13 protein-coding genes are annotated in these 14,861 nt (G+C 70.0%); 9 read left to right on the forward strand and 4 right to left on the reverse strand.

The genetic code is table 11. The features are described 5' to 3' along the window. The first annotated feature begins 43 nt into the window (after positions 1–43). The 3 genes from HYG95_RS03530 to HYG95_RS03540 all read left to right on the forward strand — a co-directional run bounded on the left by HYG95_RS03530 (position 44) and on the right by HYG95_RS03540 (position 2,763). Positions 44–1,531, forward strand: a complete 1,488-nt coding sequence (locus HYG95_RS03530) for an AlkA N-terminal domain-containing protein (RefSeq protein ID WP_181696576.1) — start codon at positions 44–46, stop codon at positions 1,529–1,531. 13 nt (positions 1,532–1,544) lie between these two features. Beyond that, a complete protein-coding gene (locus HYG95_RS03535) occupies positions 1,545–2,048 on the forward strand; it encodes a methylated-DNA--[protein]-cysteine S-methyltransferase (RefSeq protein ID WP_181696577.1) in 504 nt (167 codons plus the stop codon). 91 nt (positions 2,049–2,139) lie between these two features. Beyond that, a complete protein-coding gene (locus HYG95_RS03540) occupies positions 2,140–2,763 on the forward strand; it encodes a YitT family protein (protein WP_181696578.1) in 624 nt (207 codons plus the stop codon). 1 nt (position 2,764) lies between these two features. Here HYG95_RS03540 and HYG95_RS03545 read toward each other — a convergent pair whose 3' ends face one another. Next, a complete protein-coding gene (locus HYG95_RS03545; protein WP_181696579.1) occupies positions 2,765–6,328 on the reverse strand; it encodes an AAA family ATPase in 3,564 nt (1,187 codons plus the stop codon). 13 nt (positions 6,329–6,341) lie between these two features. Beyond that, positions 6,342–7,517, reverse strand: coding sequence for an exonuclease SbcCD subunit D (locus tag HYG95_RS03550; protein WP_181696580.1), 1,176 nt, complete (start codon positions 7,515–7,517; stop codon positions 6,342–6,344). A 122-nt stretch (positions 7,518–7,639) separates the two neighbouring features. Here HYG95_RS03550 and HYG95_RS03555 point away from each other — a divergent pair, with 122 nt between their 5' ends. Both HYG95_RS03555 and HYG95_RS03560 read left to right on the forward strand, forming a co-directional pair. Next, entirely contained in the window at positions 7,640–8,788 is a 1,149-nt protein-coding gene (locus HYG95_RS03555) for a DNA recombination protein RmuC (RefSeq protein WP_181696776.1), read from the forward strand. Positions 8,789–8,893: 105 nt separating this feature from the next. Continuing rightward, complete coding sequence (locus HYG95_RS03560; protein WP_220139012.1) at positions 8,894–9,661, forward strand: DUF6542 domain-containing protein; 768 nt, start codon at positions 8,894–8,896, stop codon at positions 9,659–9,661. A gap of 50 nt (positions 9,662–9,711) precedes the next feature. Here the strand turns inward: HYG95_RS03560 and HYG95_RS03565 are convergent, their stop codons facing one another. Beyond that, positions 9,712–10,713, reverse strand: a complete 1,002-nt coding sequence (locus HYG95_RS03565; RefSeq protein WP_181696582.1) for a 4-hydroxy-3-methylbut-2-enyl diphosphate reductase — start codon at positions 10,711–10,713, stop codon at positions 9,712–9,714. A 104-nt stretch (positions 10,714–10,817) separates the two neighbouring features. Here HYG95_RS03565 and HYG95_RS03570 point away from each other — a divergent pair, with 104 nt between their 5' ends. From HYG95_RS03570 to HYG95_RS03580, 3 genes are all read left to right on the forward strand, one after another. After that, positions 10,818–11,414 carry a lipid droplet-associated protein gene (locus HYG95_RS03570; RefSeq protein ID WP_181696583.1) on the forward strand — a complete coding sequence of 199 codons (597 nt, stop codon included), beginning with the start codon at positions 10,818–10,820 and terminating at the stop codon, positions 11,412–11,414. A gap of 84 nt (positions 11,415–11,498) precedes the next feature. Further along, the gene (gene xseA / locus HYG95_RS03575; protein ID WP_181696584.1) at positions 11,499–12,779 is read left to right on the forward strand and encodes an exodeoxyribonuclease VII large subunit; all 1,281 of its coding nucleotides are present in this window, start codon (positions 11,499–11,501) and stop codon (positions 12,777–12,779) included. A gap of 2 nt (positions 12,780–12,781) precedes the next feature. After that, on the forward strand, positions 12,782–13,030 hold the full coding sequence (locus HYG95_RS03580; protein WP_181696585.1) for an exodeoxyribonuclease VII small subunit: 249 nt from the start codon (positions 12,782–12,784) through the stop codon (positions 13,028–13,030). A gap of 9 nt (positions 13,031–13,039) precedes the next feature. Here the strand turns inward: HYG95_RS03580 and HYG95_RS03585 are convergent, their stop codons facing one another. Beyond that, positions 13,040–13,606 carry a DUF4245 domain-containing protein gene (locus HYG95_RS03585; protein WP_181696586.1) on the reverse strand — a complete coding sequence of 189 codons (567 nt, stop codon included), beginning with the start codon at positions 13,604–13,606 and terminating at the stop codon, positions 13,040–13,042. A 128-nt stretch (positions 13,607–13,734) separates the two neighbouring features. Here HYG95_RS03585 and glpX point away from each other — a divergent pair, with 128 nt between their 5' ends. Continuing rightward, on the forward strand, positions 13,735–14,778 hold the full coding sequence (gene glpX, locus HYG95_RS03590; protein ID WP_181696587.1) for a class II fructose-bisphosphatase: 1,044 nt from the start codon (positions 13,735–13,737) through the stop codon (positions 14,776–14,778). Positions 14,779–14,861 lie beyond the last annotated feature (83 nt).

Below are 14,861 nucleotides of genomic sequence, written 5' to 3' on the forward strand. Positions count from 1 at the left end.
GGTGGCCGATTTCCGCTAGCACCGGGCCGGGCGCGCTGTCATTGTGGACAACGTGACCATCACGGCTTTGGACTTCGAGCGCTGCTACCGAGCGGTGTCGACCCGCGACTCCCGTTTCGACGGGCAGTTCTTCACCGCGGTCCGCACCACCGGCATCTACTGCCGTCCCTCGTGCCCGGCGATCACGCCCAAGCGCACCAATGTGTCGTTCCTGCCCACCGCAGCCGCGGCCCAGCAGGCGGGGTACAGGGCGTGCAGGCGCTGTCTGCCCGATGCCGCGCCCGGTTCGCCGCTGTGGAACGTGCGCGCCGACCTGGCCGCCCGCGCCATGCGGCTCATCGGCGACGGGGTGATCGAGCGGGGTGGTGTGCCCGAACTCGCCGCGACACTTGGCTATTCCCAACGGCAATTGACCCGGGTGCTCACAACCGAGCTCGGCGCGGGACCGCTCGCGCTGGCCAGGGCGCACCGCGCGCACACCGCGCGGCTGCTGATCCAGACCACCGACATGCCCATGTCGGATATCGCGTTCGCGGCAGGCTTCGCCAGCATCCGCCAGTTCAACGACACCGTGCGCGAAGTGTTCGCGGTGAGCCCGACCACGATGCGCACCGAATCGCGCCGCTCACCACGCAACGATGTGGAGGCGCCCGCCACACCCGGCCTGCTGACTTTGCGGCTGCCGTATCGCGAACCGCTCGATACCGGGTGGCTGGCCTGGTTCCTGTCCGCGCACACGGTGCCGGGGATGGAGCTGTGGGAGAACGGGGTGTACACGCGCAGCCTGCGCACGCCGCACGGGCACGCGACCATCGGGTTGTCGTTCCGGCCGGGGCATGTGCGGGCCGAGCTCGCCCTGCGGGATATGCGTGATCTGGCGCCGACCGTCGCCCGGTTGCGGCATCTGCTCGATCTCGATGCCGATCCGCTGGGGATCGACGAGGCCTTGGGGATCACGTCGAACGTCGGCGACGCCAGTCCGTTCACAGCGGGCATCCGCGTGCCGGGGTGTCTCGACGGTCCGGAACTGTTGTTGCGCACCATGATCGGGCAGCAGATCTCGGTGCGGGCGGCGGCGACACACACCGCGCGCCTGGTCGAGGCGCTCGGTGAACGGATCGAGGGGCCGGTACCGCTGCTGTTCCCCACGCCCGCGGCCATCGCCGAACACGGTGCCGAGGTGCTGACCGGGCCCGCCCGCCGGATCGCCGCCATCGTGTCGGCCGCGCGGGCGATCGCCGACGGCGAACTGGTGCTGCATTCGGGCCGCACCGCCGACGACCTGCGCCGCGACCTGCTCGCCCTCGACGGCGTCGGCCCGTGGACCGCCGACTACGTGACCATGCGCTCGCTCGCCGACCCCGACATCCTGCTCGACACCGACCTGGTCGTCCGCCAGGGCGCCGCCCTCGCGGACATCGACCTCACCGACACCGAACGCTGGGCGCCCTGGCGCTCCTACCTGTCCATGCACCTGTGGAAGACGGCGCTCGTGCAGCGCGGCGCCGTCCCACTGCCCACGTACTCCTGACGAAAGAGACATCATGACCATCACGCACGCCGACTACGCCACGGTCGGCACTCCGATCGGACCGTTCACCACCCTCGTCGACGCCGACGGCGCGGTCCTGGCCTCGGGCTGGACCGCCGACGCGACCGGGTTGGCCGGCCTCGTGCACGCGAGTCTGCGACCGGCCGAACTCCGGCAACGGGATTCGCTGGGCGAGGTCACCCGCGCGGTTCTGGACTATCACGCGGGCGATCTCACCGTGATCGACGCGGTGCCGGTGCGTCAGCAGTCGGGTGAATTCCTATCGCACGCATGGGAAATCCTGCGCAAGGTGCCCGCAGGTGAGCCGGTCACCTACACCGAGTTCGCGGGGCTGGCCGGTCGGCCCGCGGCCACCCGGGCGGCGGCCAATGCCTGTGCGCGCAATGCGGCCGCGCTGTTCGTGCCGTGTCATCGGGTGCTGCGGATCGGCGGGGCCCTCGGTGGGTTCCGGTGGGGGCTCGAGGCCAAGCGGTGGTTGCTCACCCACGAAGCGTGACGGCGCTACGGACCCTGCGCCGCATGTCACCAGTCCAGTTTTCGGCAATTGGCACTTCCGTGAGGGTCCAGTAGGGCGCACGATGGTGCGCATGCTTACTCGCCGTCTGGTCGCCCTGTATGTGGGTCTGTGGTTGTACGGGACGTCCATGGCGGTGATGATCCGCGCCGGGCTCGGTCTCGATCCGTGGGACGTCTTTCATCAGGGCGTCGCCGGGCACGTGCCGTTGAGTTTCGGGATGGTGACCGCGCTGACCGGCGTGGTCGTGCTGCTCGCCTGGATCCCGCTGCGACAGCGACCGGGGCTCGGCACCATCAGCAATGTGGTGGTGATCGGGGTGGCGGTGGATGTCGGCCTGTGGCTCATCCCGGCGGCGGAACAGCTGTGGCTGCGCGTGCTCGCCATGGTTGTCGCGGTGGTGGTGAATGCCGCCGCGACGGTTCTCTACATCGGCGCCGGAATGGGTCCAGGACCGCGCGATGGACTGATGACTGGCCTGGTCGCCCGGACCGGCTGGTCGGTGTGGACGATCCGCACCGGCATCGAAACATCGGTGCTCGTCACCGGTTGGCTGCTCGGTGGCAGTGTGGGGATCGGCACCGTCGTGTACGCCTTCGGCATCGGACCACTGATCCAGCTGATGATCCCTTACCTCGACGGTCGACTGCCCGGGTTCGAACCGACACCCGCGAAGGAGGTGGCTGCGGTCGGGTAGGTCAGGCGACGGTGGTTTTCAGGTGGGAGCCGTTGCGGCCGCGTAGGACGTGGAGGCGGGTGGGGATGCGTTGGCGCATTTCGTCGACGTGGCTCACCACGCCGACTACGCGGCCGCCGGCGCGAAGTTCGTCGAGGACGCCCATGACGGCGTCGAGCGTGTCGGCGTCGAGGCTGCCGAAACCCTCGTCGATGAAGAGGGTGTCCAGGGTGACGCCGCCCGCTTCGGCGGCGACCACATCGGCCAGGCCGAGCGCCAAAGCCAGTGAGGCCATGAAGGTTTCGCCGCCGGAGAGAGTTTTCGCCGAACGGATGGAGCCGGTGTAGTCGTCGCGCACGTCGAGACCGAGGCCGCCGCGCCTGCCGCGCGGACCGGCCTTGTCCGAGTGGACGAATTCGTACCGGCCACCCGACATCCGGCGTAACCGCACCGACCCCGCCACCGCCACTTCCTCGAGCCGCGCGGCAAGCACGTAGGACCGCAACGACATTCGTCGATTGTTCTCGCCGCGGCCGGCTACCACCTCGGCCAACCCTGCCAATTCGTCGAATTCTCGCTGCTTGGGCGCGATCCGCTCCACCTCACCCCAGAGCTGGGTACTCAGCTGTTCGAGCTGAGCGACCCGCTCGGTCGCCGCCGACTGCGCCGCGACCGCCGAGGTCAGCGCATTCTGCGCCAGCGCGAACCGCTGCTCCCATTCGGCTGGATCACCCGGAACCCGCTCGGCCACGGCCTGAATCTCCGGCTCGGCCAGCACGGCCTCGGCGTGCGCCCGCGCGCGGTCGGCGGCGGTGAGCTCGGCCTCGATCTCCGCCTGCTGCCGGGCCGTGCGAGCGGCCGCGCCGACGACCTGTGCGCAGGCCGTGAGCACGGCGATATCGTCACGCGCAGCGACCGGCTCGTCTGCCGGCTCCTCGTCGTCGGCCTCCGTGTCGAAAAGATCGAACAGCGTTGGCATCTCGACATCTACGCGCTGCGTCTGCTTCGCTGGCGCGCGACCAGCTCGGTCAGAATCGCCATCCTGTGCCCCCTCGTGACCGACACCCGCGCGGCGTGCGCTCCGCTCCTCGGCGGCGGACACTTCCGCGTCACCGGAGAGAGCGCGACCGAGTGGGCCTTCGGCGGTGGACCCATTGTCGGCCTTGGGCTTTGGCGCACCCGACGGGGAGCGCACCGTGGCGTTGCGTGGCGTGCGATCCGGTGTCTCCGGGTTGTCGGTCGAGTGTGCAGCAGGTTCGTCAGGCGACAGCGGCACCTCGTGTGCGAGGAATCCCGCTGCTGCCGCGAGGTTTTCGACGCGGGTGGCGATGCGGGTGACAGCTGTGCGGGCGGCGGATTCCGCGGTTCGGGCCTCGCGCAGAGCGGTGGTGGCGGTGATGAGGGATTCGAGGCGGGCCGCGCGGGCGTCGACGGAGGTGTCGGCGCCCGCTGCGGTGCGCAGGCGGGCGGTGAGTTCGTCGAGACGGGTGCGGGTGGTGGTGATATTGGCGGTGACGGTGCCGAGGCGGACGTCGAGATCGCGGGACTGCTCGTGCAGTGCCGACTCTTCGCTGCGCAGGGTTTCGAGGCGCGTGGTGAGGGCGGTCGCCTGGTTCGCGGTGTCGGTGGCGTCTTCGAAACGGTGGGTGGCGGTGCGGACGGCGTCGGCGAGGGTGACGGGGTCGGCGGCACCACCGCGTGCGGTGAGCGCTTCGATCTCGCGTTCCAGGGTGGCGATGCGCTGGGCGACTCGGTCGCGTGCGGCCTCGGCGGTCTGCTCGGCGGCCACTGCGGTGTCCTCGGCGTCCTTGGACACGGCATCGTCGGTCGGCTCGGCCGGTTCGGGGTGCTCGGCGGAACCACACACCGCACACGGCGCACCCTCGACCAGGGCGCCCGCGAGTTCGGCGGCCATCCCGGCCAGGCGCCGGGAGCGCAGATCCAATACCCGCTCCCGGGCATCGAGATGTGCTCGTCGCGCCTCGTCGAGCTCGGCTTGCGCGCGGTCCAAAGCCGGTCGCTTGGTGGTCAATTCGACCGCGGCGGCCGCCGAGTCCTGCCATTTCGACAGCTCGTTGCGCAACCCCGGCAACGCGGCGGCCGCATCCGTCGCCTCGCGCAACTGCTCCTGCGCCGAGGCGATCATCGCGGGCAGTTCCTCGCGCCGGCGCGCCAGCTCCCCGGCCCGCCGCGTCAACCGTTCGGCCTCCGCCTCGTGCGCCGTGAGATCCCCCGCCAATTGCCGGGCGGTCACCGCCTCGGCCCGGACCTCCCCCAGCACCCCGATCAGCGCGTTCCACCGACTGACGGCCCCGTCGAGATCTCCCGCGACATCCCGCACCGGACCAGCTGCGGCGCCGGCGAGACCATCAGCTTGCCCTGACCTGTCGACCGTCGAGCGCGCATCCGCTGAGCGCGGACGACGATCGGACGCCGCACCCGCATCCCCTCCCCCGTCCGACCGCGGGTTCCGTTGGGCCTCATCGAGCTCGTCGGTGATCACGGTCAGCAGGTCGAGACCGGGTAGGTCGGCAGCGGCTTCGGCGCGGAGCTGGGTAGCCAGTTCGGTCGCGGCGGCGCGCGTGGCGGTTTCGGCTCGGCGCAGGTCGCGGACGATGGTGCGAGCTTCATCGATGGCCTGGACGACCGGTTCGGCGCGACGAGCCTGTTCGAGTTCGCGTTCCAGGGTTGCGCGGTGAGGGGCCGCAGCGGTGTAGGCCTCGAGTTCGGACCTGGCCGCCCGCATCCGGGCATGGAGTTCGGTGACGCGGCGCTGCTCGTCGGCTTCGGCGCGGGCGGCGTCGGACTCCTTCTGGCGCAGTTCGGTATTCGCGATGGCGTCGGCCAGCTCGCGGCGGGCCGTGGAGAGCAGATCCTGCGACCAGCTCACCGCGTCGGGCAGCCCGACCGATTCCGCGCCGCCGTACCCGGCCGCCATCCCCACCTTCGTGATGAGCCGGTCGATGCCCTGCCGCAGCATACCGAGTTCGGCTTCGGCGGTGCGTCTGCGGTCGGCCAGCCACCGCTCGGCTGTGCCGAAACGCTGTGTGTCGAAGAGCTTTTCGAGCAGCTTCTCGCGATCCTCGTTCTCCGCCCGCAGGAACCGGGCGAAATCACCCTGCGGGAGCAGCACCACCTGGAAGAACTGGTCGGCGCTCATGCCGAGCAGCCGCAGCACCTCCTCACCGATATCGGTGATGCGCGAAAGGTTTTCGCCGCTGCCGTCGAGCCAGGTGAGTGTGGCCTTGGGCTGGGAGACCCGGGTGCCGGAACCGTCGCGCTTGGGTCGTTCGAACTCGGGCACGCGCGTCAGCCGCAGTTTGCGACCGCCGAGGGTCGCCTCGAGGCTCACCTGTGGCGGGGTGAGCCGGTCGGCGTGGTCGGAGTGCAGGCGTTTGCTCTCACCGCGCGCACCGGGCACCTTGCCGTAGAGCGCGAAGGCGATGGCGTCGAGAACCGTGGTCTTGCCCGCGCCGGTGTGCCCGTGCAGCAGGAACAGCCCGTCGGCGCCGAGCTCGTCGAAGTCGACGACCGTGGTGTCGGCGAAGGGGCCGAACGCGGTCATCTCCAGCCGGTGCAGTCTCACGCGGCGTCCCCGGTCACGCCGAGAGCTCCGCCGCCAGTGGTTCCGGGCCCGGCGGATCGGGCTCGCTCACCGCAGCGGCCAGAGCTCGTTCCACCCATGCCAATTCCCCCTCGGTCGGTTCCCCACGCACATCGGACAAGAAGCTCGCGGCCACCTCGGTGTCGCGGCGGCCGTGCACTCGCTCGCGATACCGCAACTCCGGATTACCCTCCGGCCGAACCCATTCCACGTGCACGGCATGCGGAAACCGCTCCCGCAGCTTGCGCATGGGGTCGACCGGGCGCGCGGTGTCGGTGAGCGTGGCCGACACGTAATGCTCCACCGCACCGAGATGCTCGTCAGCGGTGAGCAGTTCCTCGAGCGTCCCGGTGAGCCTACTCAGCCCCCGCACCAGCGGCAGATCGTGACGGCGGACCTCGGCCAGCCCGTTCTGGTTCAAGTCGACGATCCACACCGCCTTGCGATGCGAGCTCTCACCGAACGAATACGGCAGCGGAGAACCGCTGTAGCGCACCGACTCCGACAGTGTCTGCGGCGAATGCAGATGCCCGAGCGCCACGTAATCGATGCCGTCGAAGGCCGCCATCGACACCGTCTCCACCCCACCGACCGAAATCGACCGCTCCGACCCGGTGGCCGCCCCGCCGACGACGAACGCGTGCGCGAGCACCACCGACCGAGCCCCCGGCCGCCCCCTCAGATCGGCATTGATCCGCGCCATCGCCGCCTGCAGGATCTCCTCGTGCGAGCGCGCCTGCGGCACACCGAGTTCGGCGCGGGTGATCTCCGGCTCGAGGTACGGAATCCCGTAGAACACCACCTCACCGTGGCTGTCGGCCAGACGGACGGGCTTGTCGACATCGGCGACCCGCGTGCACAGATGCAGCCCACCAGCGGCCGCGAAGCTCGCGCCCGCACCGAGCCGGGCAGGCGAATCGTGGTTGCCGGAGGTCGCGATGATGGTCGCGCCCGCGGCGCGAATCGCCTCGAAGCCGCGATTGCACACCGCGATGGCGTCGGCGCCGGGAATGGAGCGGTCGTAGATGTCGCCGGGAATCACCACCACGTCGACGGATTCGGCGGCGACCAGGTCGGCGACGGCCGTGAGTGCGCGCGCCTGATCCGACAGCAGGTCGACACCGTGGAAGGTGCGCCCGATGTGCCAATCGGAGGTGTGCAGGATCCGCATGCCGCGAACCGTAGGCCAGTACACCGACAGAATTCAATCGACGCACTACAACCGTGTCATTTCGCCGACACGGTTGCCCGGTGATTGCGAACTTGTCGGTGCCCTCGGGCAGTATCGCCGCCATGACCGCTTCGATGCTCGTCGCGCTCGTCCTTGTTTTCGCCGCAGGCCTCGGTCTCGGCTGGTTTGGCCATGCGGCCCGCGGCGGGCAGCGCGCCGCGGTCGCCGAAGCCCGGCTCGCCGCCGCCGAGGACAACCAGCGGTTGCTCCAACAGTCGCTGCGCGCGGCGAACGAGGATGCCGCACGCAGGCATTCGGCCGCCGTCGGCGCGCTGGTCGACCCGCTGCGCGACGCGGTCGGCGCGCTCGAACAGCAGATCCGGCAGGTGGAGCACCATCGCATCGACGCCTATTCGGGGCTGCGCGAACAGGTCGCGGGGATGCAGCGCACCTCGCATCGGCTCTCCGACCAGACCGGGCAACTCGTCGCCGCGCTGCGCGCCCCACAGGTACGTGGACGCTGGGGAGAGATCCAGCTCGAACGGGTCGTGGAACTGGCGGGCATGACAAGGCACTGCGACTTCGACACCCAGGTCACCCGGGCGGGCGGCGACGACCGCGGCGCGGTGCGACCCGACCTGGTCGTGCGACTGGCGGGCGGCAGGCACATCGTCGTCGACGCGAAAGTCCCCTTCACCGCCTACCTGGACGCAGCGACCAGCGAGGACCCGAGCGAGCGCACCCGATTACTGACCAGGCATGCCAAGCAGCTGCGCGCCCACGTCGACCAGCTGGCCGACAAGGCGTACTGGGCGGCCTTCGACCCGGCGCCGGAGTTCGTCGTGCTGTTCGTTCCCGGCGACCCCTTCCTCGACGCCGCCCTGACCACCGATGCCGAGCTGCTCGAGTACGCGTTCGGCCGGAACGTGATCCTCGCGACGCCGACCACGCTCATCGCCCTGCTGCGCACGGTCGCGTTCAGTTGGCGTCAGGAAGCTCTCTCGCGCGATATGGCAACGGTGCAGCAATTGGGTAAGGAGCTCTACACCCGTATCGGCAAGGTCGCCGAACACCTCGACTCGCTCGGCGTGAATCTCGGTAAGGCCGTAGCGGCTTTCAACGCCGCCGTCGGCTCGGTGGAGTCGCGGGTGCTGGTCACCGCACGCCGGATGCACGATCTCGGCATCGCCGATCAGGAGCTCCCGGCAATCCGGCTCGCCGAGACCCGGCCTCGGGTGGTGGCCTTCGCCGACGCCGAGGATCGCCGCTGAGTTCTCCGTGCCGCGACCGCAACACGGTCGTCATGCAGTTAGTGTCATAGGGTGGCTGCTTCCCAACGTGCGCGACCCCGGGTGCCCGCGCCGCAACGTTCGATCATGCCCTCGGTACCCGGCATCGCCGCGTGGGCAGCGATCGCGCTCGCCGTCGGCGCGACGACGCTCGGCTTCCTGATCGACGCGCTGGGCGACGAAGACTTCCCGACCACCACGTTCTCGGTGTTCTATGTGCTCGGGTGTGTGCTCGCGGTCTGCGCGGTGCGGGCTCGTGGCCTGTTCGCCACCATGGTGATGCCGCCGCTGCTGCTGTTCGTCGCTGTCCCGGTGGCCTGTCAGCTGCTCGGCGGCCGTAGCACCACGTCCATCAAGGACGTGCTGATGAACCTGGTCATCCCGCTGGTCGAACGCTTCCCGACGATGGCGCTGGCCACCCTGCTCGTCGCCGTGATCGGTGGCGCCCGCATCGCCCTGGCCAAGCGAGCGCCCGCCACGGCGCGACCGGCGACGGAACGTCGAAGCGCCCGCAAGACCACGAGCCGTCGCCCCGAACCGGCGGCCCGGAACCTCGCCGAGGCCGCGCGCAAGCGGCCGCGGCGGACCGGCGTCCTCGACGACCCGGATACCGAGGTCGATCTGTCGAGCCCGGCACGTCGTCCGGCGCGCGGCGCCGACCCCAAGCGCGCCCCCACCGCGGGCCGCGCCCGCGAGCCGCGTACGCCACGCGCGGCAGCGGCCCCCCGCGAACCCGAACCGGCCCGCACGAGTCGCAGGCGCGGCGACGCACCACCACACCCGCAGCCGAACGTGCGCTACCGCGACCGCGCCGACTCCGCTCGCACCGAACGGCGCCGCCCCGACAGCCTCTGAACACAGAAAATCCCCGCCGCGATCCGGAAGCGGCGGGGATTTCTCGTTTATCAGCGACGCGCGGGACGCAGCTCGCGCGGCAGGGCGAACACCAGCGTCTCGTTGGCCGTGGTCACCGGCTGCACCTCACCGAAGCCGTGCTCGGCGAGCAGGTCGAGCACACCGGTCACGAGGATCTCCGGGACCGACGCGCCCGAGGTGACCCCGACGGTCCGCACCCCGTCGAGCCAGGCCGGGTCGATCTCGCGGGCGTAGTCGACCAGATACGCGGCCCGCGCACCCGCCCCGAGCGCCACCTCGACCAACCGCACCGAGTTCGAGGAGTTGCGCGACCCGACGACGATCACCAGATCGCATTCGGGCGCCATCGCCTTCACCGCGGTTTGGCGGTTGGAGGTGGCGTAGCAGATGTCGTCGCTCGGCGGGTCCTGCAGGGTCGGGAACCGCTGACGCAGCCGCTCGACGGTCTCCATCGTCTCGTCGACCGACAGCGTGGTCTGCGACAGCCAGATCACCTTCGCCGGATCGCGCACCGTCACCCGGTCGACCGAGTCGGGGCCGTCGACGAGCTGCACATGCTGCGGCGCCTCACCGGCGGTGCCCTCGACCTCCTCGTGCCCCTCGTGCCCGATCAGCAGGATGTCGTAGTCGTCGCGGGCGAAGCGTTTGGCCTCCTGGTGCACCTTGGTGACCAGCGGGCAGGTGGCGTCGATGGTGCGCAGGTTGCGTTCGGCGGCGGTCTCGTGCACGGTCGGCGCGACACCGTGCGCGGAGAACACCACGAGCGCGCCCTCGGGCACCTCGTCGGTCTCGTCGACGAAGATCACCCCGCGCTCACGTAAGGTCTCGACCACGTGCCGGTTGTGCACGATCTCCTTGCGCACATAGATCGGCGCGCCGTGCTGTTCCAGAGCCTTCTCGACCGTCTCGACAGCACGATCGACGCCTGCGCAGTACCCGCGCGGCTCGGCCAGCAGCACGCGCTTGGCACCGGCATCCGCCGCGCTCGCCGAGCGCGTGATACCGACGTTCAAGGGGATTGCCGAGGTCATAATGCACAGCTTACGTGCGTGGCCAGGGGCCCCCGAAGGGGCATAGATCACATCAGGGTGGTCGGGATCTTTGCATCACAGCCGCTTTGGGGCAGGCTGGGACCATGTTTCGACCTCCCTTTCTGGCCCGGGTCGCCGCCGGCGCCGCCGTATACGCCTTAGAAGAGACCCGGCGGCTTCCCGTCGCCGCGGTCCAATTCCCGATCACCGCCATCAGTCGCGTGTTGCAGACGACCATGCATGTGCAGCAGTTCGTCACCAGCCTCGCGCTCAAGGGCGACGCCGTGTTCGAGCGGCTCGGCTCGCCCGCGCAGGAGCAGCCGGAGTGGGCGACCTTCGACGAGGATCTCGCGCCCGCCGCCACGACCAACGGTCACGCCAGCCGGTTCGACCTGTTCGCCGAGGACGCCTCCGAGTCCCAGACCAATGGTCGGGCCGTGCCCGCGTCGCTGCTGGTGCTCGAGACCGAGAACGAGACGGTCGAGCCCGCCGCCGAGGAAGCGCCCGAGGAGGTCGAGGCACCCGAGGTCGCCATCCGCTACGACTATCCGTCGATGACGCTGGCCCAGCTGCGCGCCCGCCTGCGCATGCTCAGCGTCGAGGAGCTCGGCCAGCTGCTGGCCTTCGAGCAGCAGACCCGCGCCCGCGCGCCCTTCGTCACCATGCTCACCAACCGCATCGCCACCGTGCAGGCCAAGTAGCGACACTCCGCTGCCGAGGCGGCCGCGATCCCACGGGACGCGGCCGCCTTTTCGTTTGTCGGTGCCCTCCCGTAGAACTGACATATGACTCAGGACGGCACCGGCACCGCGGCCGCACCGGCGAATTCGGCGGAGCAGCCGTATCCCGTGCGTTCGGTGGCGATCAAGGTCGCCCAGTGGATCGAGCGTCTCGGCAGCATCTGGGTGGAGGGTCAGGTCACCCAGATCAATCTGCGCCCCGGTACGCGCACCGCGTTCCTCGTCCTGCGTGACACCTCGGTGGACATGTCGCTGTCGATCACCTGCGACCCGGATCTGTTGCGCCGCCTGCCCGTTCCGCTCATCGAGGGCAGCCGGGTGGTGGTCTACGGCAAGCTGCAGTTCTTCACCGGGCGCGGCACGATCTCGTTGCGGGTCACCGAGATCCGTGCGGTCGGCATCGGTGAACTGCTGGCCAGGATCGAACGGCTGAAGGCGCTGCTCACCGCGGAGGGCCTGTTCGATCCGCGGCTCAAGCGGCCGCTGCCGTTCCTGCCCGCCTCGGTCGGCCTCATCACCGGGCGGGCGAGCGCGGCCGAGCGCGATGTGCTCAGTGTTGCTCAGAATCGTTGGCCCGCAGTACGTTTCGTCATCCGCAATACCGCGGTGCAGGGCCCGAGCGCGGTGCCACAGATGCTCGAGGCGTTGCGCGAGCTCGACGGCGAAGTGGACGTCATCGTGATCGCGCGCGGCGGCGGCAGCACCGAAGACCTGCTGCCCTTCTCCGACGAAGCCCTGTGCCGGGCCGTCGCGGCGGCGCGCACCCCGGTGGTGAGCGCGATCGGTCACGAACCCGACAACCCGCTGCTCGATCTGGTCGCCGACCTGCGCGCGGCCACCCCGACCGACGCCGCCAAACGCATCGTGCCCGATGCCGCCGCCGAACTGGCGGGGGTGCGTGAGATGCGGGCCCGCTCAGCGGCGGCGCTGCGTGGGTGGGTGCAACGCGAGGCCCATGCCCTGCAGCAATTGCGCTCGCGTCCGGTGCTGGCCGACCCGCTGCGCGAGCTCGGTCACCGCCACGACGAGGTCGAACGATTACGCACCGCCGCGCGCCGCTGCATCGACCACGCGCTGCGCACCGAGGCGACCAGGACCACGCATCTGCGCGAGAAACTCACCGCGGTCGGCCCGGCCGCCACCCTGGCCCGTGGCTACGCTGTCGTGCAGCGTGTCGCCGGGCCCGAACGCCACGTCGTCCGGGAGATCGACGACGCACCCGCGGGCAGCCAGCTGCGGATCCGCGTCGGCGACGGCGCGATCACCGCCGCCGCCCTCGGCACCACGCGCCTGACCCCGCAATCCACCGACGAGAAGAGGAAGTGACCGTGGCCGACGCCGGTTCCGACAACACCGACACCCTGGCCGAGATCGCGACCTTCGGCTACGAACGCGCCCGCGACGAACTCGTCAACGTGGTGAAGATGCTCGAACAGGGCGGCCTCGACCTCGACGACTCGCTGGCCCTGTGGGAGCGTGGGGAAGCCTTGGCCAACCGCTGCGAACAGCACCTGGCAGGCGCCCGCAAGCGCGTCGAGGACGCCTTGTCACGCGCCGACCTCGACGCAGACGGCTGATCCCACCGCCTACTTCGCGAGCGGCTGGGCTGCGGTGACCGCCTGGGCCAGGGTGGTGAACGCGGCCTCGTTGCCCGCGCCGGTGATCAGGATGCGTACCGCGCCGAGGTCTGCGATCCAGGCCGACTCCTCGGTGGGCTCGGTGTAGACCACCCACTTCTGCCCGGCGATGTCCTGGGTTCCGGTGGGATAGCGCGAGCCGAGCACGTGCCGCGACAGCGCTTCCTCGGTGGCGTTGCTCTGCGAATACCGCATGTAGGTGCCCTGCGGGGTGATGTAGCCGACCGTGCTCACCGGCCCGCCACCGGCGATGCTGATGTTCTCGCGGCTGCCGGAGTTCGACACCCAGCCCTCGGGCAAGGCCGGTTGACGGATCGGGAACGGCATCGATTTCGCGTCCGAGCGCAGCGCGGCGCCCGCGTCGAAGAACGGGATCTGCCCCTGGGTCGGGCCGTTGGTCGCCACCGTGCACTGGCTGGCCGCACCCGCCAGCACGACCGCGATCAGCACCAACGGAATCAGCGACCAGAACAGATCGCGGTAGTCGTTGAAGATGCGGTGCTTGGTCTGGGCCACGGCTACCAGTATCCACTCGGCCGCTGACCTGGCCGCTCAGGGGTCGCGCCGGGAGGTCGTGCACGACCGTGCAGGTTCGTAATGCGACAATTGCCCCCGTATCACCAACGCCAAGGAGGCACTCCGCAATGACGGCATCTTCGCCCGCCCCCAGCCGCCGCGAGGCACCCGACCGGAACCTCGCCCTCGAGCTGGTACGTGTCACCGAGGCAGGAGCGATGGCCGCGGGCCGCTGGGTCGGCCGCGGAGACAAGGAAGGCGGCGACGGTGCGGCCGTCGACGCCATGCGTCAGCTGGTCAGCTCGGTGTCCATGAAGGGCATCGTCGTGATCGGCGAGGGCGAGAAGGACGAAGCGCCGATGCTGTACAACGGCGAAGCGGTCGGTGACGGCACCGGCCCCGAGGTGGACTTCGCGGTCGACCCGATCGACGGAACCACCCTGATGTCGAAGGGCTCGCCCGGCGCCATCTCGGTGCTCGCGGTCGCCGAGCGCGGCGCCATGTTCGACCCGTCGGCCGTGTTCTACATGCACAAGATCGCCGTCGGCCCCGACGCCGCCGGTTCGATCGACATCACCGCCCCGATCGGCGAGAACATCCGCCGCGTCGCCAAGGCCAAGCAGTCCTCGGTCTCCGACCTCACCGTCTGCATCCTGGACCGCCCCCGGCACGCCGAGATCATCGAGCAGACCCGCGCGGCGGGCGCGCGTATCCGCCTGATCTCCGACGGTGACGTCGCGGGCGCCATCGCCGCCGCGCGTCCCGAGTCCGGCGTCGACATCCTGGTCGGCATCGGCGGCACCCCCGAGGGCATCATCGCCGCCGCCGCGCTGCGCTGTCTCGGCGGCGAGCTGCAGGGCATGCTCGCCCCCAAGGACGACGAGGAACGCCAGAAGGCGATCGACGCGGGCCACGACCTGGACCGCGTGCTCTCGACCACCGACCTGGTCTCCGGCGAGAACGTCTTCTTCTGCGCCACCGGCGTCACCGACGGCGACCTGCTGCGCGGTGTCCGCTACTTCGGTGGCGGCGCGTCGACCCAGTCCATCGTGATGCGCTCGAAGTCGGGCACCGTCCGCATGATCGACGCCTACCACCGCCTCACCAAACTGCGCGAATACTCCTCGGTCGACTTCGACGGTGACGACAGCGCCAACCCCCCACTGCCGTGACGTAGACGAGAGCCCCGGAATCCCCGGGGCTCTTTCTATTCCTGCCGACAGTGTGGGATTTTGCGCGGGTGTGGGAGCCCCAT

The organism is Nocardia sp. GTS18 (assembly GCF_013839555.1).
In the GTDB taxonomy this organism is placed as follows: domain Bacteria; phylum Actinomycetota; class Actinomycetes; order Mycobacteriales; family Mycobacteriaceae; genus Nocardia; species Nocardia rosealba.

Coding starts and splice junctions, on each gene's coding strand:
- xseA (WP_181696584.1), top strand. CDS start 11,499: ATGACTCAGGACGGCACCGGCACCGCGGCCGCACCGGCGAATTCGGCG.
- HYG95_RS03560 (WP_220139012.1), top strand. CDS start 8,894: ATGCCCTCGGTACCCGGCATCGCCGCGTGGGCAGCGATCGCGCTCGCC.
- HYG95_RS03555 (WP_181696776.1), top strand. CDS start 7,640: ATGACCGCTTCGATGCTCGTCGCGCTCGTCCTTGTTTTCGCCGCAGGC.
- glpX (WP_181696587.1), top strand. CDS start 13,735: ATGACGGCATCTTCGCCCGCCCCCAGCCGCCGCGAGGCACCCGACCGG.
- HYG95_RS03570 (WP_181696583.1), top strand. CDS start 10,818: ATGTTTCGACCTCCCTTTCTGGCCCGGGTCGCCGCCGGCGCCGCCGTA.
- HYG95_RS03565 (WP_181696582.1), bottom strand. CDS start 10,713: ATGACCTCGGCAATCCCCTTGAACGTCGGTATCACGCGCTCGGCGAGC.
- HYG95_RS03540 (WP_181696578.1), top strand. CDS start 2,140: ATGCTTACTCGCCGTCTGGTCGCCCTGTATGTGGGTCTGTGGTTGTAC.
- HYG95_RS03550 (WP_181696580.1), bottom strand. CDS start 7,517: ATGCGGATCCTGCACACCTCCGATTGGCACATCGGGCGCACCTTCCAC.
- HYG95_RS03535 (WP_181696577.1), top strand. CDS start 1,545: ATGACCATCACGCACGCCGACTACGCCACGGTCGGCACTCCGATCGGA.